19 protein-coding genes are annotated in these 21550 nt (G+C 44.9%); 9 read left to right on the forward strand and 10 right to left on the reverse strand.

Annotated features, from left to right (window positions below; translation table 11 throughout):
• Nucleotides 1–11: 11 nt before the first annotated feature.
• The 6 genes from R7Z50_RS04685 to pspF form a co-directional block, all read right to left on the reverse strand.
• A complete protein-coding gene (locus R7Z50_RS04685) occupies nt 12–803 on the reverse strand; it encodes an ATP-binding cassette domain-containing protein (protein WP_005393308.1) in 792 nt (263 codons plus the stop codon).
• Nucleotides 800–1795: an oligopeptide/dipeptide ABC transporter ATP-binding protein gene (locus R7Z50_RS04690; protein ID WP_005378126.1), complete on the reverse strand. Its 996-nt coding sequence runs from the start codon at nt 1793–1795 to the stop codon at nt 800–802. The genes R7Z50_RS04685 and R7Z50_RS04690 overlap by 4 nt, the downstream gene beginning before the upstream one ends.
• Nucleotides 1795–2682: an ABC transporter permease subunit gene (locus R7Z50_RS04695; RefSeq protein ID WP_005378123.1), complete on the reverse strand. Its 888-nt coding sequence runs from the start codon at nt 2680–2682 to the stop codon at nt 1795–1797. Before R7Z50_RS04695 ends, R7Z50_RS04690 begins: the two co-directional genes overlap by 1 nt.
• The gene (locus R7Z50_RS04700) at nt 2669–3631 is read right to left on the reverse strand and encodes an ABC transporter permease (RefSeq protein ID WP_005378122.1); all 963 of its coding nucleotides are present in this window, start codon (nt 3629–3631) and stop codon (nt 2669–2671) included. Before R7Z50_RS04700 ends, R7Z50_RS04695 begins: the two co-directional genes overlap by 14 nt.
• Nucleotides 3631–5250 (reverse strand): ABC transporter substrate-binding protein SapA, encoded by a 1620-nt coding sequence (sapA, locus tag R7Z50_RS04705; RefSeq protein ID WP_017820870.1) that lies wholly within the window; start codon nt 5248–5250, stop codon nt 3631–3633. The genes R7Z50_RS04700 and sapA overlap by 1 nt, the downstream gene beginning before the upstream one ends.
• A 205-nt stretch (nt 5251–5455) precedes the next feature.
• Complete coding sequence (gene pspF, locus R7Z50_RS04710; protein ID WP_017820869.1) at nt 5456–6463, reverse strand: phage shock protein operon transcriptional activator; 1008 nt, start codon at nt 6461–6463, stop codon at nt 5456–5458.
• Nucleotides 6464–6695: 232 nt separating this feature from the next.
• Between pspF and pspA the strand changes: the two genes are divergently transcribed.
• From pspA to R7Z50_RS04745, 7 genes are all read left to right on the forward strand, one after another.
• The gene (gene pspA / locus R7Z50_RS04715; protein WP_005378119.1) at nt 6696–7367 is read left to right on the forward strand and encodes a phage shock protein PspA; all 672 of its coding nucleotides are present in this window, start codon (nt 6696–6698) and stop codon (nt 7365–7367) included.
• Between the two features lie 14 nt (nt 7368–7381).
• Nucleotides 7382–7615, forward strand: a complete 234-nt coding sequence (gene pspB / locus R7Z50_RS04720) for an envelope stress response membrane protein PspB (protein ID WP_005378117.1) — start codon at nt 7382–7384, stop codon at nt 7613–7615.
• Nucleotides 7608–7997, forward strand: a complete 390-nt coding sequence (gene pspC, locus R7Z50_RS04725; protein ID WP_017634673.1) for an envelope stress response membrane protein PspC — start codon at nt 7608–7610, stop codon at nt 7995–7997. The genes pspB and pspC overlap by 8 nt, the downstream gene beginning before the upstream one ends.
• A gap of 161 nt (nt 7998–8158) precedes the next feature.
• Nucleotides 8159–9190, forward strand: coding sequence for an efflux RND transporter periplasmic adaptor subunit (locus tag R7Z50_RS04730; RefSeq protein ID WP_053307438.1), 1032 nt, complete (start codon nt 8159–8161; stop codon nt 9188–9190).
• 1 nt (nt 9191) lies between these two features.
• Entirely contained in the window at nt 9192–10289 is a 1098-nt protein-coding gene (locus R7Z50_RS04735) for an efflux RND transporter periplasmic adaptor subunit (RefSeq protein ID WP_005378112.1), read from the forward strand.
• The gene (gene vmeI / locus R7Z50_RS04740; protein WP_085569587.1) at nt 10286–13396 is read left to right on the forward strand and encodes an efflux RND transporter permease subunit VmeI; all 3111 of its coding nucleotides are present in this window, start codon (nt 10286–10288) and stop codon (nt 13394–13396) included. The genes R7Z50_RS04735 and vmeI overlap by 4 nt, the downstream gene beginning before the upstream one ends.
• 72 nt (nt 13397–13468) lie before the next feature.
• Nucleotides 13469–14035 (forward strand): DNA-3-methyladenine glycosylase I, encoded by a 567-nt coding sequence (locus tag R7Z50_RS04745; RefSeq protein WP_005378109.1) that lies wholly within the window; start codon nt 13469–13471, stop codon nt 14033–14035.
• A 24-nt stretch (nt 14036–14059) separates the two neighbouring features.
• Here the strand turns inward: R7Z50_RS04745 and R7Z50_RS04750 are convergent, their stop codons facing one another.
• From R7Z50_RS04750 to cls, 4 genes are all read right to left on the reverse strand, one after another.
• Complete coding sequence (locus R7Z50_RS04750) at nt 14060–14920, reverse strand: lipase secretion chaperone (RefSeq protein ID WP_206969790.1); 861 nt, start codon at nt 14918–14920, stop codon at nt 14060–14062.
• A gap of 12 nt (nt 14921–14932) precedes the next feature.
• Nucleotides 14933–15838 (reverse strand): esterase/lipase family protein, encoded by a 906-nt coding sequence (locus R7Z50_RS04755; protein ID WP_031781060.1) that lies wholly within the window; start codon nt 15836–15838, stop codon nt 14933–14935.
• Between the two features lie 248 nt (nt 15839–16086).
• Complete coding sequence (locus R7Z50_RS04760) at nt 16087–17292, reverse strand: cystathionine beta-lyase (RefSeq protein WP_318148919.1); 1206 nt, start codon at nt 17290–17292, stop codon at nt 16087–16089.
• Nucleotides 17293–17506: 214 nt separating this feature from the next.
• Nucleotides 17507–18961 carry a cardiolipin synthase gene (cls, locus tag R7Z50_RS04765; protein ID WP_005378105.1) on the reverse strand — a complete coding sequence of 485 codons (1455 nt, stop codon included), beginning with the start codon at nt 18959–18961 and terminating at the stop codon, nt 17507–17509.
• Nucleotides 18962–19391: 430 nt separating this feature from the next.
• Here cls and R7Z50_RS04770 point away from each other — a divergent pair, with 430 nt between their 5' ends.
• Together R7Z50_RS04770 and R7Z50_RS04775 are read left to right on the forward strand one after the other, a co-directional pair.
• Entirely contained in the window at nt 19392–20762 is a 1371-nt protein-coding gene (locus tag R7Z50_RS04770; protein ID WP_042522154.1) for a sodium-dependent transporter, read from the forward strand.
• Nucleotides 20763–20843: 81 nt separating this feature from the next.
• On the forward strand, nt 20844–21536 hold the full coding sequence (locus tag R7Z50_RS04775) for a TIGR01621 family pseudouridine synthase (protein ID WP_104975233.1): 693 nt from the start codon (nt 20844–20846) through the stop codon (nt 21534–21536).
• The last annotated feature ends 14 nt before the right edge of the window (nt 21537–21550 follow it).

Consider the following 21550-nt stretch of genomic DNA (forward strand, 5'->3'; position numbering starts at 1 on the left):
TCTTTGATAAGCTATTTTGTTTGATGGCTTGGCGCTTTATAAAAGTGGCTTTCGACTAGTCGTTGAGTAATAGGATGCTCGGGATGAGTCAGTACTTGGTTGGTCTCGCCAAACTCGACCACTTCACCTTCATGCATCACCATCACTTTATCAGTAATATGCTTAACAATGCCAATATGCTGAGACACGTACACAAATGACAATCCCATCTCTTCTTGCAACTCGAGGAATAAGTTAATGATCTGCGAGCGCATTGCCATATCCAAACCGTTTAACGCCTCATCAGCGACAATGATGGAAGGTTGAAGAATAAGTGCACGAGCCAAACACACGCGCTGTTTTTGACCGGCAGCTAGCATTTGTGGATAAAAATAGGCGTGCTCAGGCAGCAATCCTACGCGGAGCAGGGTGTTCTTTACACGCTGCATGCGCGCATCTGGCGGCATGTTGGTATTTCGCTTTAGCGGACCTTCTAAAATACGACCAATCTGGATTCGTGGGTTTAACGATGTGTTTGGATCTTGGAAAATCATGCGGATGAGCTTGCAGCGTGTCGCGTAATCTTTGTGCTCCAATCGTTCGCCATTCACACGGATCTCTCCGGAGCTTGGTTCAACAACGCCAGCAAGCATACGAGCTAGTGTGGATTTTCCTGACCCGTTTTGACCAATAAAACCAATAGTTTGTCCTGGCTCTAAAGTAAAGCTTACCGGTTTAACTGCCTCATTAACCTGACGTTTGAACAGACGGGAGCGCGTAACAAATTGCTTCGATAAATTATCGACTTCAAGTAACGCACTCATGACTTTTTCTCCGTGTTCAATGGAAAGTGGCAGTTAAATTTATGATTCTTAATTCGTCTGGTGTGTGGAATTTCTACACATTGTTTCTGCGCATATGGGCAACGTGGTCCGAGGCGACAACCGATAGGTAGATGCTGCAATGGCGGAATCGAGCCCGGTAGGGATTGGAGTTTTTGCTTGTGTGGTACCCAATCATTAAAGTCAGGCATCGCTTTAAGCAAGGCATCGGTGTACGGGTGCTTGGGTGCCGCAATGATTTTACTGGTATCGGCAGACTCCACCGACTGACCACAATACATTACCGTAATACGTCCTGCCCACTGTGTTATGGTCGCTAAGTCGTGGCCGATAAGCAAAATGGTTGTGTTATTAAGTTGGTTCATGCGGCTCAACAGACGCAAAATTTGCGATTGAGTAATCGGGTCTAAGTCGTTGGTTGGCTCATCTGCGATCAGCAACTTTGGTTTGGTCGCTATCGCCATGGCAATCATGACTTTTTGACACTCACCATCAGTCAGTTCATAAGGGTAGCTACCCATTAAACGCTTGTGATCTTTAATACCCACTTTATGCAAAAGCGCGATGGCCTGTTTTTTACGCCATTTAAATCGCTCCCACCATTTCCCTTCAAATGCGCGAGATGGAATGGATTCAATCAATTGACGCCCGACTTCCTCTGAAGGGTCAAGACAAGTTGAAGGCTCTTGGAAAATCATCGCAATATCACGAGCAATGACGCGCCGACGCTCTTTTGGTGTAAGCTGAAGCAAGTCAATATTGCCAAGGCGCATACGGTCTGCGGTGATGCGCCAGTTATCTTTACTTACCCCGACAATCGCTTTTGCAACTAAGCTTTTCCCTGAACCAGACTCACCTACAAGACCACGAATTTCGCCTTCGTTCAAAGTTAGGCTCATTCGGTCAACGGCTTTGACCAACCCTTGAGGTGTTTCGATCTCAATGGTCAAATGTCGAATATCTAACAACGGCATTATTCGATCCCCGCATTAAGCGCTTGACGTACACCTTCACCTACTAAGTTTAGGGTAATAACAGTAAACATGATGGTCAGGCCGGGTAGGGTCACTGTCCAAGGTGCAATATAAATAAGCTCGACAGAGTCACCTAATATTGCTCCCCACTCGGTGCTTGGGGCCTGTGCACCTAGGCCAAGAAAACCCAGTGCCGTAATATCTAAAATCGCAGCAGACAGCGCGAGTGTGATTTCAGCGGCAATGACCGTCAGAATGTTAGGAAGAATTGAACTCCACAGTAAGTAGAAATCATTAGCGCCATCAAGGCGTGCTGCCATTATGTAGTCTTTTTCAACTTCGGTGTGGACTGCGATATAAACGGAGCGAATAAAACGCGGAATCAAAGCCAAGCAGATTGCGAGTAAAATATTGAACCCACCAAAGCCTAGAAATGCCACAAAAATGATTGCTAATAAGAGCGACGGGATCGACATGACGGTATCGAGCAAGTGGTTGAGAGTACTCGAAAGTAAGCCTTTCGTCATACCTGCCAATACGCCAATTAAACAGCCTACAACGGCAGCAATTGCGGTGATGGCGACAGCAGCGCCAAATGTTAGCTGAGAGCCCATAATCAGGCGCGAAAGAATATCTCTACCTAAGTCATCGGTCCCCAAAAAGTAATCAACCGTTCCTGCTGGGGCCCATGATGGCGGCACAAGCAACTCACCTGACTGTGCTTGGGCGTCAAATGGTGCAAGTAGGGGGGCAAAAATGGTAATAAGGACGATAAACACCAAGCACCACAAGCCAAACATGGCTAGTCCGTTGGCACGGTAGCTTCGCCAAAATCGCTCAAACTGAGTTGGAATGCGTTCTTCCTGATAAACGTTATTTGTTAGCATACCATTCCTTTCGAACTAAAGGGTTAATCATCGCGCCAATCAAATCCGAGAGAATGTTAGCGGTAAGAACCAAAGTCGCAAGTACCATCACGCCAGCTTGGATAGATGCATAGTCTTGGCTTGCTAGCGCATCTAAAAGCCAACGACCAATACCTGGCCAGTTAAAAATAGACTCCGTGATGATAGCTAAGGTAATCATACTCGAAAGTTGAACACCAACTTTGGGAATGATAGGCGGTATCGCATTCCGCAATACATGTTGAGTTACGATTTCGCGGTTAGAAAGACCTTTGATTCTCGCTGCACGGATGTAGTTTTGGCTCATCACTTCCGCTACCGAGGAGCGCATTAGTCCGACAACCTGGGTGGTTGGAGCCAAAGCGAGCACCAAACATGGCAGTACCATATGCTCAATAACGCTTTGCAGTGCGTGAGCGCGGTATTCGCCTTTCGCCATGAATGCGTCGATAATGGCAAACCCGGTTACATGATCAATTTCGTAAAGTAAATCATACCGTCCCGCAACGGGAAAGAGTTGGTATTCCAATGAAAAGACCATGATAAGTAACAGAGCTACCCAAAAGATTGGGGCGGAATAACCAGACATTGACATGAATGAAATGCTGGTATCGAGCCATTTACCTTGCTTCATCCCAGCCACGGTTCCAAGTGGAATGCCGATCAAAAGGGACACCAAAAAGGCAAAAAAGCACAGTTCCAAAGTGGCTGGGAATACAACGGCGAGCTCGTCGTAAATCGCATTGCCGTTTTTACTTATGCCAAAATCGAGTTGAGAAAGGTTGATTAAGTAAGTTTGCCAGCCAGACCAAAAATCAACGTTTGCCCAGTGCGAGAGAGGGTCAAGGCGAAGCAGAGAAAAACCTACTAATGTAAGGATCATCAAAGTGATGATAAATAGGTTAAAGCGTCGAACGGTATACCAAAACATCAGTGAATTCTCTCAACTCTATCAAACGGTTGGGCATTGAAAGGGCTTGATTTGAAGCCTGTCAGCGATTTGTCGTGCACACGGAACTGCACGCCATGCGCCAGAGGAATAACCGGGAACTCTTGATTCAAAATGTTCTGTGCTTGGCGATATAGGTTCAAACGGTAACGCGGTTCTTGAGTTTCTAACGCCAAATCGAGCAAGAAATCGAAGTCATCGTTACACCACATGGACACGTTAAGGCCAACGCGGTCAGACTCGCAAGATAATAAAGGGCGGAAAAAGTTGTCAGGATCCCCGGTATCACCAATCCAACCTGTTAAAAGTAAATCGATATCGTTGATGTTCTCCAAATCCACACGTTCAAACCTATCATCGGTCAGTAGCGTTAATTTAACCCCAATATCGGCAAAATTCGCTTGGATTAACTCCGCAGTCTTACGAGGGCTTGGGTTAAAAGCACGTGGTTCAAGTGGTACCCACATGGTCAATTCTAGGCCGTCTTCGTAGCCTGCATCTCGAAGTAGTGCCAATGCATAATTCCGGTCATAACGAATTTTTACGCTATCTTTTTGATAAGCCCATGAATTAGGTGGTAGCAAGGTATAAGCTTGGGAGCCAGTTCCGTAGTAAACCGAATCTAAAATATTTTGACGGTTGATCGCTAAGTTAAGTGCTTGGCGAACTCGAGCATCACTCAGCGCGGTGGTTTCTGTGTTTATCGCAATAAAGGAAACGTTGTTAGCTGGTGTAGCCGTCAGCTCAAGGTTGTCATTTTCTTGAATGACAGGTATTTGGCTCGAAATAGGTGAAGAGAGTACGTCACACTCGTTTCTTAAAAGTTTAGCTAATGTACCCGTGCCTCTGTGAGAGATATCGAACACCACTTGTTCCATTTTTGCTGGTGACTTCCAGTAATTAGAATGACGCTCTAATCGAATCAAGTCGTTCACTTGGTATTCTTTTAATTGATAAGGGCCGGTACCGATAGGAAGTTGGTCGATTTCTTCTTTATGATCTTTTGCAGCCAATTGCTGTCCGTACTCCGCAGACAAGATAACCGCATGGCTGGTGGCAATATTGGCCAAGAAAGAAAAGTTTGGCTGAGATAACGTAAACCTTACCGTATGCTCATCTATTGCAACCACGTCTTGGAGTAGGTTTTGAAAATCTAACCCTGCAAACCATGGATAAAAACCACCACCTACTTGGTGAAAAGGATGGTCTACATCGATGATTCGCTTGAAGCTAAATACCACATCTTTTGCATTCAATGGGCGAGTGGGTGTGAACCAAGGCGTGGTTTGGAATTTAACACCACGTTTAAGCTTAAACGTGTATTCCGTCCCTGATTCATTTACTGACCAACTCTCGGCGATGCTTGCCACGGGCTGATGTGATTTAGGATCGAGCGTGAGCAGCGTATCGTACAGCTGCGGGCTCAGAGCCTCTGCGGTAATACCGCTATCAATAAGCTGAGGGTTAAACGTGGTCGGCTTACCTTGCCCGCAAAACACAAAGCCAGCTTTGCGAATATCATTGTGGTCAATTTCATCGCCACAAGCGGTCAGTAGGCTAATCCCAATAAGGCTCAGCGATAATCTTATAAAAGCATTCATAATATGAAATGTTCATTGGATCTTGCTCGTTTCGTTTGATCTTACTCTTTCAAAGCTAACAAGCGAAAATGATCTCGCTAATTTATCACCTTTGTGAACTCGCTCCAAACATAAAATCCATACACTGTAAGGTGTTATGCCATAAATGCATGCGAATTAGAGCGCAGTCACGAGCTCGTGTATTGATTGAGTACTCTCGGTCAAGTTAGCTTTGTCCGACCAAACCATATTTTCTAACCATCCCTCGTAATTGGTGATAGCTCAAGCCAAGTAGCTCGGCTGCTTGTCGTTGATTAAACTTGGCTTCTTCCAATGCACGATTGAGTAAATGGATATCTTGTTCCTCTTGCCATTGTTTATAGTCTAGAGGGAATTGGATGGTGTTGCTTGATGCTTCCTCTTCTTGTTGCTCTGCTTGTTTTGCACTATGGCCAAGCGCGCTGTGCCAAACCGTTTCAAAAGGATTGAAAACCAGTTCATCAATTGGGTGAGCATTCAGACCATGTTGGTAAATCGCACGTTCAATCACGTTTTTTAGTTCGCGGACGTTACCGGGCCATTCATATTCAATAAGCGACTGCTGCGCTTTTGGGGTAAAACCGACAAAGTATTCCAGTTGCAGTTCACGACACATTTTCATCGCGTAGTGCTCTGCTAAAGAGAGAATGTCTTCTTTGCGCTCGCGAAGAGGCGGTAACATAATGACATCGAAGGCTAGCCTGTCGAGCAGATCTGCACGAAAATCACCTTGCTCTGCCAATTTTGGTAGGTCGGCATTGGTTGCACAAACAAGTCGAACATCCGCATTGAGAGCGGTATGACCGCCAACTCGCTCATATTCACCATATTCAATGACACGTAATAGCTTTTCTTGAACTAAAAGTGGTGCGGTTGCCAGTTCGTCAAGAAACAAAGTACCGCCCTCGGCACGCTCGAAACGCCCTTTATGCTTACCTTTAGAGCCCGTGAAGGAGCCGGATTCATGTCCAAACAATTCGGAATCTATTAGCCCTTCGCTTAATGTCGCACAGTTGAGTGATAGTAGTGGTTTATCCCAACGTCTTGATAAATAATGCAAACGCTGAGCGATGAGTTCTTTACCCGTACCTCGTTCACCAATGATGAGGACAGGGCGCTCAATGGGTGCAAGTTGTGATACTTTATCTAGTACAGCGAGAAAAGCAGGTGATTCACCAATCAGGTTTTGCTTCATAAAGTCCTTCTTATTTAACAGCCGAGCCATGATTTAGAGATAGAGTTGGTAAATTTCACCAACAGTTGGTGAAAAACATCATAGCACAATAGTGTGTAACGACAACAAAATGAATAACGCTCTGATTTAAAAGAAAATTATAAGTTGGCACGTTACTTGTTATATATTCAGGGAGACACAAGGTTAATCACCACCTTGTCGAGTTTTAATAGGAAAAAAGAGGAGTTCCGTTATGGGTATTTTTTCTCGATTTGCAGATATCGTTAACTCAAACATCAGTGCATTACTGGACAAGGCGGAAGATCCTGAAAAAATGATCCGTCTTATCATTCAAGAAATGGAAGACACACTTGTTGAAGTGCGTACTAACTCGGCTAAAGCGATTGCAGACAAGAAAGAGTTGGCTCGTAAGGTTGAAACGTTAGAAGAGCAAATTGGCGAATGGGGTCAAAAAGCGAGCTTAGCATTAGTTAAAGAGCGCGAAGATCTAGCTCGTGCAGCATTAATTGAAAAGCAAAAGCTAGAGCAAGTAATTAAAGGCCTCCACACTGAGCAAACCTTAGTGGAAGAAACGATCGATAAGCTTACTGGCGAGATTGGTAAGTTGGAAAGCAAAATTGCTGAAACGCGCGCAAAACAGCAAGCACTAGCAATTCGTAACCAAACTGCATCTAACCGTCGTGATGTGCAAAAACACCTGCACACTAGCCGTACTAATGAAGCGATGGCGAAATTTGAGCAGTACTCACGTAAAGTGGATGAAATGGAAGCGGAAGCAGACCTATATGCTCAAACTGGTAATGCTAAGTCGCTAGAACAAGAGTTTGCAGAGTTGCAGGCACAAGACGAAATTGAAAAAGAGTTGGCAAAACTGAAAGAACAGATGTCATCGAAAGATAAATAAGAAAGGAGCCATTTATGTCGGCATTTTTTATAGCAGGACCAGTGATTGTCTTTTTAATCTTTGTCGCTCCACTATGGCTCTTCTTACACTATCGCAGCAAACGCAAAACAGATAGTGCACTGTCGAGCCAAGACTTAGAGCGCCTTCAGGTACTATCTGAAAAAGCGGAAGCGATGCAGTCCCGAGTTGATACATTGGAGCGCATCTTGGATGCTGAGTCACCAACATGGAGACGCAAGTATGAATAATCGAGAACTGTATCGTGATCCAGTAAACGGCAAAATCTCCGGTGTTTGCGCCGGTATTGCCAACTACTTTGGTGCAGAAGTTTGGTTGATTCGTATTGTAGTGATTTCTGCAGCGCTGCTAGGTGGTACGTTTTTGGTATTGTTAGCGTACGTCGCGATGGCGTTTATGTTAGAAAAGCAACCAGTAACGTATTCTGAAAATATCAGAGCGCAGCAAGAGCATACGCTCAAAAGTAAGCCTTGGCAGAAAGGGCAAAGCCCTGATCAACTGCTCAGTGTGTTGGAAAGGGATTTTGACCGTCTTGATGGCAAAATTCGTAACATGGAAGCTTATGTTACGTCTGATACATATAGGGTGAACAGAGAATTCAGTAAGCTCTAGGCATTTTGTATCCAAAGAAGATTTAACTGAAGCAGGCATAAAGCCTGCTTTTTTATCACAAATTACTAATTTTAAAGCACTATTAATCTTTTCTACTCTGGAAGTTCGTTCAAAATTCATCTACTTTAAAAATAATCCCCCAATTTTTATGGATGAATGTAATGAGAAAATTGCTCATTCCTATTGCCATCTCGGCTGTCTTGTCGGGGTGCGGCAAAGAACTTCCTCCTGTTCCTGAACCTGAATCGCGTCCTGCGAAGCTATTTACAGTATCTGTTGGCAATGCCCAGTTTGAGCGACATTTTCCTGCCACGACGGAAGCTGGCGATAGAGCAGTACTGACATTTCGAGTTCCAGGGCTTCTTCAAACGATAGAAGTGAATGAAGGTCAAGTCGTCAGTAAAGGTGATGTTTTGGCGTCATTAAACCCAGATGAATATTCTCTGCTCGAACAGCAAGCTCGGGCAAATTTTTTGCTCGCAGATGTGCAATACAAGCGATACCAAAAGCTACGTAAAGACCAAGTAGTATCTGAGCAAGATTTTGATGAGGCAAAAGCGAACCACAACTCGGCAAAAGCTCAATGGAATCAAGCAAAGGCAAACTTAAGATATACCAAACTTGTCGCGCCATATGATGGCACCATTTCGTACATTCCAGCAGAAAACCATGAATATGTTGCCGCGAAAGAAGGGGTGATGAATATTCAGTCCAACCAACTCCTCAAAGTGATATTCCAAATCCCAGACTATCTTCTAAATCGTTACACGCAGGGGAGCGATGTCTCTGCCAGAATGATATTTGATGCGTTCCCCGAGCAAGCCTTTGACTTAACCTTTCAGGAAATCGATACTGAAGCCGACCCTAAAACGGGCAGTTACAAAGTTACGATGGTCATGGAGCGACCAGCAGAAATAGGCCTTTTGCCGGGAATGTCTGGCAATGCTTACCTCCTGTCCAAAAGTGCAGGAGCGACAAAGATTCCTAACTCCGCGTTGCTAGAAGAGAACGGCAAAACATACGTTTGGCGTGTCGATGAGCAAGGCATTGTGTCCAAAGCCGCAATTGAGATGAATGACAAAAATCAAGTGTTAGCCGGGCTTAACGATGGCGACCAAATCATTATCTCGGGTGTCAGTGTAATTGAACCCGGAATTAAGGTAAGAGCGTGGATTAAGGAAAGAGGGTTGTAATATGAAAGGAATCATCTCTCTAGCGACTTTACTTTCAACGCTTTTTCTCGTTGGCTGTGGGGATAAGGCGCCAGAAAAAGAGCTCGAAACGCCACGAGTTAGAGTTACGTCATTAGCGGGAAACAAGGTGGACGACAACTTGTACTTCCCTGCGGTTGCGAATGCAGCGGATCGCTCTCATTTGAGCTTCAGAGTGGCAGGAGAAGTCAGCCGCATCATGGTAAAAGAGGGCGACAAAGTCACGAAGGGTGATGTTATTGCAACGCTAGATCCCACTGACTATGAGTTGGATGTAGATAATGCGAGTGCGCGTTTTTCTGTTGTCGACAGTCAGTATCGCCGCTCACGCCCTTTGGTTGATAAAGGCCTATTAGCTAAGTCTCAGTTTGATGAAATTGCAGCACAACGACAAATCGCCTTAGCTGAGCTTCAGTTAGCCAAACTTCGTCTATCATTTACTGCCTTAAAAGCGCCCGTGGATGGGATTATTTCGCGAGTTAATATCGACCAATTCGAAAATGTTCAAGTCGGACAGCATATCGTTAATATTCACAGCTTGGAGCGAGTCGAAGTGTTGATTCAGCTTCCAGACCGCCTCTATGTGAACCAACCGCCAACGGAAGAAAGACTCACAGCGATCAAAGCATTGGTGCGCGTGCCCAGCGGTAACGAATATAACGCGACGGTAAAAGAATTTACGACCGAACCCGATCCAACAACAGGTACGTTTACTGTCACACTGTCGCTTCCTATGCCGGAAGAAGAGTACATCCTAGATGGTATGGCTGTTGAGGTAACGTCTAAAGACGAGAATGTTGGGCTTGATCTCAACCTAGGAATTAATGTCCCTATCGAAGCCATTTTTAATGCGGACGGTGACGAGCTGGGGCGCGAAAACAAATTTGTTTGGGTACTGAATGACGACAATACGGTATCGCGCAAACAGGTGCGAGCAGGTAAGGCATCTAAAACGTCCATTCAAATCCTTGATGGTCTCATGCTCAAAGACAAAGTTGTGATTGCCGGTGTTTCTCGATTAAGGGATGGCATGAAAGTGGAAGTGATACAGGAAATGGCTACGCAGGAGGCCGGTCTATGAGCGATCTTAATAAATCAGTGCCTCAAAGTGATGATGATGTGACCGGTATTGCTGCGTACTTCATCCGAAATCGCGTCATCAGTTGGATGGTTGCACTGATATTTTTGATTGGTGGTATCGCCGCATTCTTTGGTTTAGGGCGTCTTGAGGACCCTGCTTTTACTATTAAAGATGCGATGGTAGTGACCTCTTACCCTGGTGCTACACCGCAACAAGTCGAAGAAGAAGTGACGTATCCAATCGAAAAAGCGATTCAGCAGCTTACTTATGTTGATGAAGTAAATTCGATTTCTAGCCGAGGCTTATCTCAAATCACGGTCACGATGAAGAACAATTATGGCCCTGATGATCTACCACAAATTTGGGATGAGTTGCGCCGTAAAGTGAACGACCTTAAAGGGACGTTGCCTCCAGGTGTGAATGAACCTCAAGTGATCGATGATTTTGGTGATGTTTACGGGATTTTGTTAGCGGTGACTGGCGACGGTTATAGCTATAAAGAGCTACTGGATTACGTCGATTACTTACGCCGAGAGCTCGAACTGGTTGATGGCGTGAGTAAAGTTTCGGTATCTGGGCAACAGCAAGAGCAAGTGTTCATCGAAGTATCGATGAAAAAATTGAGCAGTATAGGTCTTGCTCCGGATACCGTGTTTAATCTTCTTTCGACGCAAAACGTAGTTTCTGACGCAGGAGCGATCAGAATTGGTGACGAGTACATCAGAATTCAGCCGACTGGCGAGTTCCAGAGTGTGGATGAGCTAGGCGATTTGTTGATTACTGAGTCGGGTGCTCAGGGGCTCATCTTCTTGAAAGATGTGGCGGAAATAAAACGTGGTTACGTAGAAGTCCCGAATAATATTATTAATTTTAACGGCAGCCTCGCACTAAACGTGGGTGTTTCTTTTGCTGAAGGCGTCAACGTCGTTGAAGTCGGAAAAGCGTTTGATCATCGCCTTGCAGAGCTAAAGTACCAACAACCTGTCGGTATCGAAATTTCGGAAATCTATAGTCAGCCGAAAGAAGTGGATAAATCGGTTAGCGGTTTTGTTGTGAGCTTGGCTCAAGCTGTCGGTATCGTCATTATCGTACTTCTGTTCTTTATGGGGCTACGTTCTGGGCTACTTATCGGTTTAATCTTGCTGCTGACGGTGTTGGGTACGTTCATTTTCATGAAGTATCTCGCGATAGATTTACAGCGGATTTCATTAGGTGCCTTGGTTATCGCGTTAGGTATGCTGGTGGACAATGCCATCGTTGTGGTTGAGGGGATTTTGATTGGTACTCAAAAAGGGCGAACTCGACTCCAAGCAGCGACCGACATTGTTACCCAAACAAAGTGGCCATTACTTGGGGCAACTGTGATTGCGGTAACTGCATTTGCGCCAATTGGACTGTCTGAAGACTCGACGGGCGAATACTGTGGCACTTTATTTACGGTTCTGCTGATCTCTTTAATGTTGAGCTGGTTTACCGCTATCTCGTTGACACCATTCTTTGCTGACATCTTCTTTAAAGGCCAGAAGATTAAACAAGGTGAAGGGGAAGAAAATGATCCATATAACGGGGTTATTTTCGTTATTTATAAAAAGTTTCTTCAGTTTTGTATGCGTCGTGCTTGGTTTACCGTTGTGGTGCTGATTGCGGGATTAGCGGCAAGTGTTTACGGGTTCACCTTTGTGAAGCAAGCGTTTTTCCCATCTTCGACAACGCCGATTTTTCAGTTAGATGTATGGATGCCAGAAGGAACTGATATTCGAGCAACCAACACAACGCTTAAAGAGTTAGAAAGTTGGTTAGCTAAGCAAGAGCATGTTGACCATATCACGACGACCGCGGGTAAAGGTTTACAGCGCTTCATGTTAACGTACGCGCCAGAGAAAAGTTATGCGGCTTATGGTGAGATAACCACTCGTATGGAAAATTACGAAGCGTTGAAACCATTAATGGCGAAGTTTCGAGAGTATTTAAAAGCCAACTATCCAGAAATCAATTACAAGCTCAAACAGATTGAGTTAGGCCCTGGTGGTGGTGCAAAAATTGAAGCGCGCATTATTGGTTCAGATCCAACCGTCCTTCGTACGATAGCCGCTCAGGTCAAGGACATCATGTACGCCGATCCTCAGGCAACAAATATCAGGCATGATTGGCGTGAACGAACCCAAGTTCTTGAACCGCAGTTTAACGAGAGTCAGGCACGTCGCTATGGCATTACAAAATCAGATGTCGATGACTTCTTGTCCATGTCATTCTCTGGAATGACGATAGGCCTTTACCGAGACGGCACGACGCTCATGCCTATCGTGGCTCGTTTACCAGAAGATGAGCGCATTGATATTCGTAACATCGAAGGCATGAAAATATGGAGTCCAGCACAGAGTGAGTTTATCCCACTTCAACAAGTCACAATGGGTTACGACATGCGTTGGGAGGATCCTATCATCGTACGTAAGAACCGTAAGCGTATGCTCACTGTGATGGCAGACCCTGATATTCTAGGTGAAGAAACCGCATCGACGTTGCAAAAACGTTTACAGCCCCAAATCGAAGCGATTCAAATGCCTCCTGGCTATTCACTAGAGTGGGGTGGTGAATACGAATCTTCTGGTGATGCTCAAGAGTCGCTGTTTACTACCATGCCAATGGGGTACTTGTTCATGTTCTTGATCACTGTATTCCTATTTAACTCTATCAAAGAGCCACTCATTGTTTGGCTTACCGTGCCGCTGGCGTTAATTGGTGTCACTACCGGTTTGTTGGCGCTCAACACGCCGTTTGGTTTTATGGCATTGCTCGGCTTCTTAAGCTTATCGGGAATGGTGCTCAAAAATGGCATCGTATTACTGGACCAAATTGAAATTGAAATGAAGTCCGGTAAAGAGGCTTATGACGCGGTCGTTGATGCTGCGGTAAGTCGCGTCCGTCCCGTTTGTATGGCTGCTATCACGACGATCCTTGGTATGATCCCACTGTTGCCAGATATCTTCTTCAAACCAATGGCGGTTACGATTATGTTTGGTTTGGGTTTTGCGACAGTCCTGACACTGATTGTCGTGCCAGTGTTGTATCGTTTGTTCCATAAAGTGGCAGTACCGAAACAGGCTTAGTGCTACTGATATAACGATGAAAAGTATTGCGCCTCTAGCTCATCAGTTAGAGGCGCTTTTTAAGGAAGAATAATGACAGAACAAAAAACGTGTGCGTGGGCGATGAATCACCCATTAGAGCGCGAATATCATGATTCCGAATGGGGCGTGCCAGTATATGACGACCAAGTCCTGTTTGAATTTATTACTTTGGAAGGTGCGCAAGCTGGTCTTAGTTGGATCACCATCCTTAAAAAGCGCGAAGGTTACAGAGAAGCGTTCGAGAATTACGATCTAGATGCGTTGGAACAAAGAAATGAAGAACGCGCTGAATACATCGTGGAAAACTTCGATGTTGTGAGACATCGCGGAAAGATTAACTCGGTATTCAGTAATGCCAAAGCGGCCAAAGCGTTAATTGCTGAATACGGGAGTTTATCAGACGCGTTGTGGCAGTTCGTGGACGGTGAACCAATCGTCAATCAATGGCAACATATGAGTGACGTACCAGCTTCGACAGAGCAATCCAAAGCCATGAGTAAATTTCTAAAAAAGAAAGGCTTCAAGTTTGTCGGTGAAACCATCTGTTATGCTTTCATGCAAGCCGTCGGCATGGTGGATGACCATATCGTGGGATGTCCTAAAAAGCAGAATAAGTAACGTTTGGCGATTAAGCTAATGTTGTTAGTTCTGGCTATCATGAATACGTTCCAAAGCTTCGATTCGACGCCATTGAGTGGCATCGAAGCTTTGTTTTCTTAAAGAAATGATTTCTGCCTGTTTTTCGTCTTGCCCTAGAAAATCCCTATTCAGAATATTTTGACGCTGCTTTAAGTAAGTGGCGAGTTGAGTCTCAAATGATGCTCTTTGCTCATCAAGCTTTTGCAGCCTCTGCGCTCCGGCATCTCCTACCAGAGCAACACGGGCGATGTATTTGTCTTGTGAATCAAGCTGAGAAGCTTGCTCGAGCTGCTCTGCTAATGCGTTATTGCGTTCACTTTCTCGTATGTAATCCGGTTGTTCTGATAACGCTTGATTGAGAAGGTGTGCTTGACTCTCGATATCCGATGCCTGTGTTTTAATCGTCAGCTTTTCTAAAGCAAGTTGACGAAGTCGGTTTTCTTCGTCAAACAATTGGGTTATCTGCGCCTCGCTAAAGTATTGAAGCTGTAAGTTCAGTATTGCTTCATTCAGCATGGTTAACTGTTCAAGCGTTAGGTGATTGTGCTCAAAAGGCTCTAATGCAGAGAGTGCTTGCTTGTAGGAAAGGTAGGTTTGAAAAAGTTTGGCATCAATATTCAGAGTTTGCTTTGCTAAAGTGTCATCATTAACTTCCGCTTTGATCGTATCGAGATCTTCTTCGCCCAGCCGGCTAAGAGAATATTCGAAGAAATCTTTTGGGGAAGAGACATCGGCGGCTATATCTTGCTGAGATAGCGAATGGTTAGAGGTTATCTCTTGTTGTTTGTCGCTTTGCAACAGAGAAAGTGCTCCCACGCCAAATATCGAGAGCAGGATAAAAGTGGTGAGAGCGACTTTCTTCATTGTGATGACCTCTTATAAACCTTGAAGTTTGAGACGATTTGCATGTTGGCGATAAAGCGTGACTGGATCGGTTTCAAAAAGATGATGAATACCGAGTAGGCCGTTAATTTCATCCAAATGGTTCATTTGATAATCATCACGTATGACTTTGCCCAAATGTGTGCTGCACGCACCAACTAAGCCATCATTTGGCCCATCAAAGGCTAAGCCAAGTACCATCATGGCAGCATCGGTCGGATCGAAAACGTTTGTAAAAGTGGATGATCCGGTCCATGAGTAGTAATAAACGCCATTTGAAGCCAGCAAGTCACCATTACCACATTCACTGGTAGGGACTCCCTCCGGGTAGTGTTGGTTAAACGCTAATGATCCTTCCGTGGTTAATGCTGCTAGTGAGGCTAAAGGGTCTTGGTCGAGATCAGAACCACCTGATAGAAGATTAATAAGAGTAGTTAAGCCTTGCGCCAGTTTTACCGCGAGCTGCTCACTACCCGAACCCTCAGATACGGTGCCACGAACTAAATCTGCCACTTTAGACCCTTTATTAACGCCTCCTATACTCGTAACTGATGCGACTAGGTCAGGACGGACAGAGGCAACATAGCGCGTTGTTGGACCACCATGACTGTGACCAATGAGATTGACTTTCTCTGCGCCTATTGCTGCAAGTAAGGTTTCTACTTGAGCAAGCAGTTGCTCCCCTCGAACTTCGCTGCTATTGGTCGCGGATACCTGTGCAACATAAACCGTAGCGCCATCTTTTGTTAAGGAATGTGGTATTCCGAAAAAGTAATCAACGCCTGCCAGGGTATCAAAACCAAACAAACCGTGAACCAGAACAATCGGATACTTGGTTTGGGTATAACCTGTTGCAGCGGATACGGAGGTTATTGGGACGGTAATTAAGGTAAAAAGCATTAGCGCTATAAATTTGAGTTTCAAAACTATCTCCTTGTGGTATGACCTCTTATGAATGATCAAAAGTAGGAGAGAAACCCTAAATTTGGAAAGCCTATTTGTGGCACATTAATTCATTCTGTGACTGCTCAATTGAAAAACAACACAAATGATTAACATTAATTGATGGTCGGGGTAAATGTTAGTTAATTCTAATTAAGTCAGGGGTTTATAAAAACGCCCCGCAATGCAGGGCGATTCAATCATTGTTATAGGGAGACTTCTTTTTCAAGCATTAAGGCGTTATAACGCGCAAAACCAGCCTCTAAATCAGCGATCAAGTCATTTACGTCTTCTAAGCCAATATGAATACGAACCAAAGTACCTTCAAAGTGTGGGTGAGCTACGGTTCTCAGGCTGTTAAAACTCTTAGGTTCGTTAGCTAGAATGAGGCTTTCATAACCGCCCCAAGAGTAACCCATACTGAAGTGTTTCATACCATCAAGCAGAGCCGTCGTCGCTTTTGGATAAGACGTTTTGAGAACAAAAGAAAACAAGCCGTTTCCACCTGTGAAGTCTCGTTTGAAAAACTCATGGCCAGGGCTTGTTTCTAAAGCTGGATGGCGGACATGATCAACTTCTGGGCGAGAAGCGAGCCACTGAGCGACTTTTAAACTGCTTTCTGCGTGCTGTCTTAGGCGAACATCCAACGTGCGAATACCTCGAAGACCTAGGTATGCGTCGTCAGGAGAAACGCACTGACCCATCAGGTAGCTTTGTTCACGAAGCTGATCCCAATACTTTTCAGAAGCCACAGCAGTACCTAGCATGACATCTGAATGTCCAACAATATACTTAGTTGCCGCTTGAATGGAAATGTCTACGCCATGCTCGAAAGGAGAGAAGTTCACGCCTGCTCCCCATGTGTTGTCAAGCATCACGATGATATCTTGCTCGTGGGCAATGCGCGCTAATGTAGGTACATCTTGGACTTCCATGGTTATTGAACCAGGAGACTCCAAGAAAAGGACTTTGGTATTCGGCTGAATCAAGTCTCGGATACCTTCACCGATCATTGGGTCATAATAGGTGGTTTCGATGCCCATTTTCTTCATGATGGTGTTACAAAAGTCACGAGTTGGTTCGTAACAAGTGTCCACCATTAGAATGTGATCGTCAGTTTCAACGAAAGAGAGGATGGCGTTTGAAATTGCTGCCGTTCCACAAGGGTAAAGCGCGCAACCAGCTCCACCTTCAATCTCAACCATTGCGTCTTGGAAAGCAAAGTGCGTGTTGGTGCCTCGGCGACCATAAAACAACGTTTTGTTTGCACGATTAATGGTGGCTTGGTTCTTTTCTGCAACGGTATTGAATACCACAGTTGAAGCGCGTTGAACGGGTGGGTTTACAACACCATTTGTCCACTTTTTATCGCGGCCAGCGGTAATGAGTTTGGTTTTTTTTCCCTCTGACATAAAAGTTCCCTGTCTTAAATATTGCGGTTTTGAATATTTAAAACATGGACGACGTAGGTTATGCAAGGGAAAAGTCAACTATCAGTCAATAACAGCCAAGATGAACAGGTAATAATGATGTCGAGAGGTATCGTGTAGATAGGGAGCTAAAAGAACAAACCTCCAGCAGGATGCATGTAGCGCTGGAGGTTTTTTAGTCGGTGTATTTGAGGTATTAGAGGAGTGGGTTGAAGAGATAGAACACTCGCTCTAAGAACCGAGAAAATAGGCTCCTTTTCTCCCATTCTTCCAATACAACAGTGTGAGATTGCTTAATATAGCTATCTTGTAACCAAGACATTTGCTTGGTGAACTCTTCGTCATCAACGGCGAGGGTCACTTCGAAGTTCAGCCACAAGCTGCGCATATCCATGTTTACGGTGCCAACTAAACAGAATTGGTCGTCAATTACGACAGATTTTGTATGCAGCAAACCACCATAAAACTCATAAATCTTGACCCCTGCACTCAAGAGCTCACTATAAAAAGCGCGTGACGCCCATTGCACCATCATAGAGTCATTTTTATGTGGAATAATGAGTTCAACGTCAATGCCTCGTTGTGCTGTCATCTTTAACGTTTCGAGTAAATCAGCATTGGGCACGAAATATGGTGTTGTGATTCGTACCGAGCGATTGGCTTGGTTTATTGCCAATGTTAATACTTGATAGATCAGATATTCCGGCATACCTGGGCCAGAAGGCACAACCTGAATAGGGTGTTGGAATTCACTCTCATCGATCTTGCATTCAGGTAGTCTTGGTAAATGACGTTCGCCAGTTTCGACTTCCCAATCCCAACAGTGGATGGCACTCAATACGTTTACCGTTGGTCCCGTAATGCGAACCATGATGTCCACCCAATGCCCGACGCCACTGTTTTGCTTGAAGTAAGCCGGGTCAACCAGGTTCATTGAACCGGTATAAGCAATTTCATCATCAATTACGATGATCTTGCGATGTTGGCGAAGATCAAGACGACGTAAGAAAATACGCCACATCTTCACTTCTAGCGCTTGAATAACTTCAATTCCAGCATCCTGCATCATTCGATACCAAGGACTTCTGAAAAAACGTGGACTACCTGCTGAATCGAGCAATAGTTTGACATCTACGCCGCGTTTAGCCGCTTGAATAAGCGCAGAAGCGACAGAGTCAGCCAAACCACCCGGATGCCAAATGTAGAATACCATTCGAATACTGCTCTGCGCGTTTTCGATGTCTTCAATAATGGAATGCAAAATCTCATTAGGTGACTGTTGCAGCGACAATGTATTACCGCTCAATGCGGGAAGACCAAGGCGGTTGTTACAAAGTTCATCAATTCGGTAGATGTGCCTTCCCATCGTTTCTGGGTTGTGCGCGTTACAGTCGTTAAGCTGACTGAACCACTTCTCGAATGGTGTAAACATCTCTTTCGCACGTTCGGCTCGCTTTCTGCCTAAGTTCAGTTCACCGAAGAGGAAATAACATGCGACACCCAGAACGGGAAGGATATAAATGATCATTAGCCAAGCTAAAGACACGCTCACTGCACGGCGCTTTAAAACGACACGAATGGTCACACCTGCGACCAGTAACCAATATAGCCCGATGCCAGCTAAAGTAAGAAAGTGATAAAACTTGTCCATATACGCTCAGAGTAATATGCCCTTCTAGGATATTAAGCATAAAAGTGGGTTGGGGGAATAGATTTCCCATTTAGACGTGGGATTGACCTTATATGAGGAACGAATTTCATAACAGCTGATTCTGTTATTTTAATGTGAAAAATAAGGTCATTCTTTAACTTTTGAACAAAAAAGCAGCATTTAACCTGCGTAACTCGACACTTGTGCGATAAATGTACTTTTTTGGGGTTCCAATTTTAAAGGGGAGCTGCTTTACTTTCTAGACATAGTGCGTCGAACGCTTATTTTATAAGTGTACAATAATTTTTACATAAACTTTTTAGACGCCTATCTCTATGCATACACAACAAACTAATTTTGGAGAAAAAGCGTGGCTACAACTAATACAGCAGCACCACGTGATACGTGGGGGTCTAAACTAGGCTTCGTAATGGCAGCAGCGGGTTCCGCTGTCGGTTTAGGCAATATATGGAAATTCCCTTACACAGCAGGTGAGAGTGGCGGCGGTGCATTCGTTGCTATCTATCTTATCTTTGTAATTTTTATCGGCTTTAGCGTGATGCTGACAGAGTTCGCTATTGGTCGTAAGACAGGTCTTTCTGCCGTAGGTGCATTCAAAACAACTGACCGACGCTGGACGTTCACTGGTGTTATGGGAGTCTTCAGTGGTCTTTTGATCATGGGCTTCTACCCAGTGGTTGGTGGTTGGGCATTGGCCTACATCTTTAAAGTGGGCGGTGGTCTACTCAGCGCGCCAGAAGCAATTGGCGACAGCTTTGGCGGTTTCATCTCAGATCCGATTCAACCTTTAATGTGGATGGGTGTTTACCTGTTCCTTAACGTCATGATCGTGATGAAAGGGATTTCGGGTGGTATTGAGAAAGCCGGTAAGGTTCTGATGCCGCTTCTGTTCTTAATCCTAATCGTTGTTTCTGTTAAGGGCTTAATGCTGCCAGGTGCAATGGCTGGCCTTGAGTTCTTATTCATGCCGGACTTTTCTAAAGTCGACAGCAACGTGGTTCTTGCTGCACTAGGACAGGCGTTCTTCTCACTTAGCTTAGGTATGGGTTGTATGATGACGTACGGTTCTTACCTGAAGAAGAAAGAGAACCTAGTTCAAACAACCGGTATGGTTACAGCGATGGATACTGGTGTTGCGATTCTTGCTGGTGTTGCTATGTTCCCAGCTATGTTTGCCTTTGGCATGGAGCCTGCGGCAGGCCCTGGTCTTGTATTTGTTGTCGTTCCTCAGCTATTTGCTGAAATGGGCGGAGTGATTGGGTTGCTATTCGCGTTGCTATTTTTCATCGGTTTGACGGTGGCGGCATTAACTTCTTCAGTATCACTATTGGAAGTTGTCGTGTCTTACCTAATTGACGAGAAAGGCATGAAGCGCTCGAACGCAGTTCTGTCTGCAAGTGCAGTTATGGCGGCATTATGTATTTTTGCGTCACTATCGTTAGGTGGAATGGGACCAACGCTGTTTGGTACCGGTGCCTTTGATATCTTCGACTTGCTAACGGACAAAATCTTCTTAGCGGTTGGTGGTATGTTGGTTTGTATCTTTGCTGGATGGCGCCTAAGCCGTGCTGAGCTAGAAAAAGAGATCACTAATGACGGCGAAGTATCCTTCCCGCTATTTGGATTGTGGTACAACCTAGTTAAATACCTGATTCCTGTTGCGATTGCTATTGTTGCCTTCATGGGGATTAAGTCTGGCTTTGACAGTGGCAAAGGTGAAATCATGCTGCTGGGTATCGCAATCATTGGTCTTGCTGGCATTTTCTCTAAGAAGCTTTAGCAAAGACCTTAGGGCAAGCCTCGATAGCTTTGTCCGGTAACTTATGTATACTGCTGGCTCCAAACGTGGAGCCAGTTTTTTATGTTCGATATTCTACATACCCATCCCGATTTTCTGATCATCAATAAGCATCCCAACGTCTCTGTTCATAAAGACGATGGCGACACAATGCTGCTGCAAGAAGTGGCTAAGCAGAGTGGTGATCAGCAGCTCTATCTTATCCATCGCTTGGATAAAATGACATCGGGTATTCTGCTCCTCGGACGTAACGCCAAAGCGGCCAGTGCGTTATCGCAAGCCTTCGCTGACCGCCAAGTAGAAAAGTTCTACCTAGCGATTGGCTCTAAAAAGCCGAAAAAGAAACAAGGTTTGGTCGTTGGTGATATGGAGCGTTCGCGCCGTTCATCATGGAAGCTGGTCAACAGCAAAAATAACCCAGCCGTTACCCAGTTTTTCTCTCTTGCGGCAGAGCCCGGAGAGCGTTTATTTTTATGTAAGCCGCACACTGGTAAAACGCATCAAATCCGCGTGGCATTAAAATCGGTTGGCTCAGGTATTGTTGGCGACCCGATTTACAATGCAGGCAATGAGGCTGATCGCGGTTATCTGCATGCATTTTCACTTTGCTTCCAATACCGAGATGAGCAATATCGCTTTGTTTGCGATCCACGAGAATACAAAGTGCTTGGTAACAAATGGCACAGTGAAATCGTCTCTCAGGGTTTGGATACTTGGCTTTCCCCCTGGGAACTGAACTGGCCTACGATCAAATAACCGTCACAAAGAAA

The sequence above is a fragment of the Vibrio sp. 1249-1 genome (assembly GCF_033340495.1).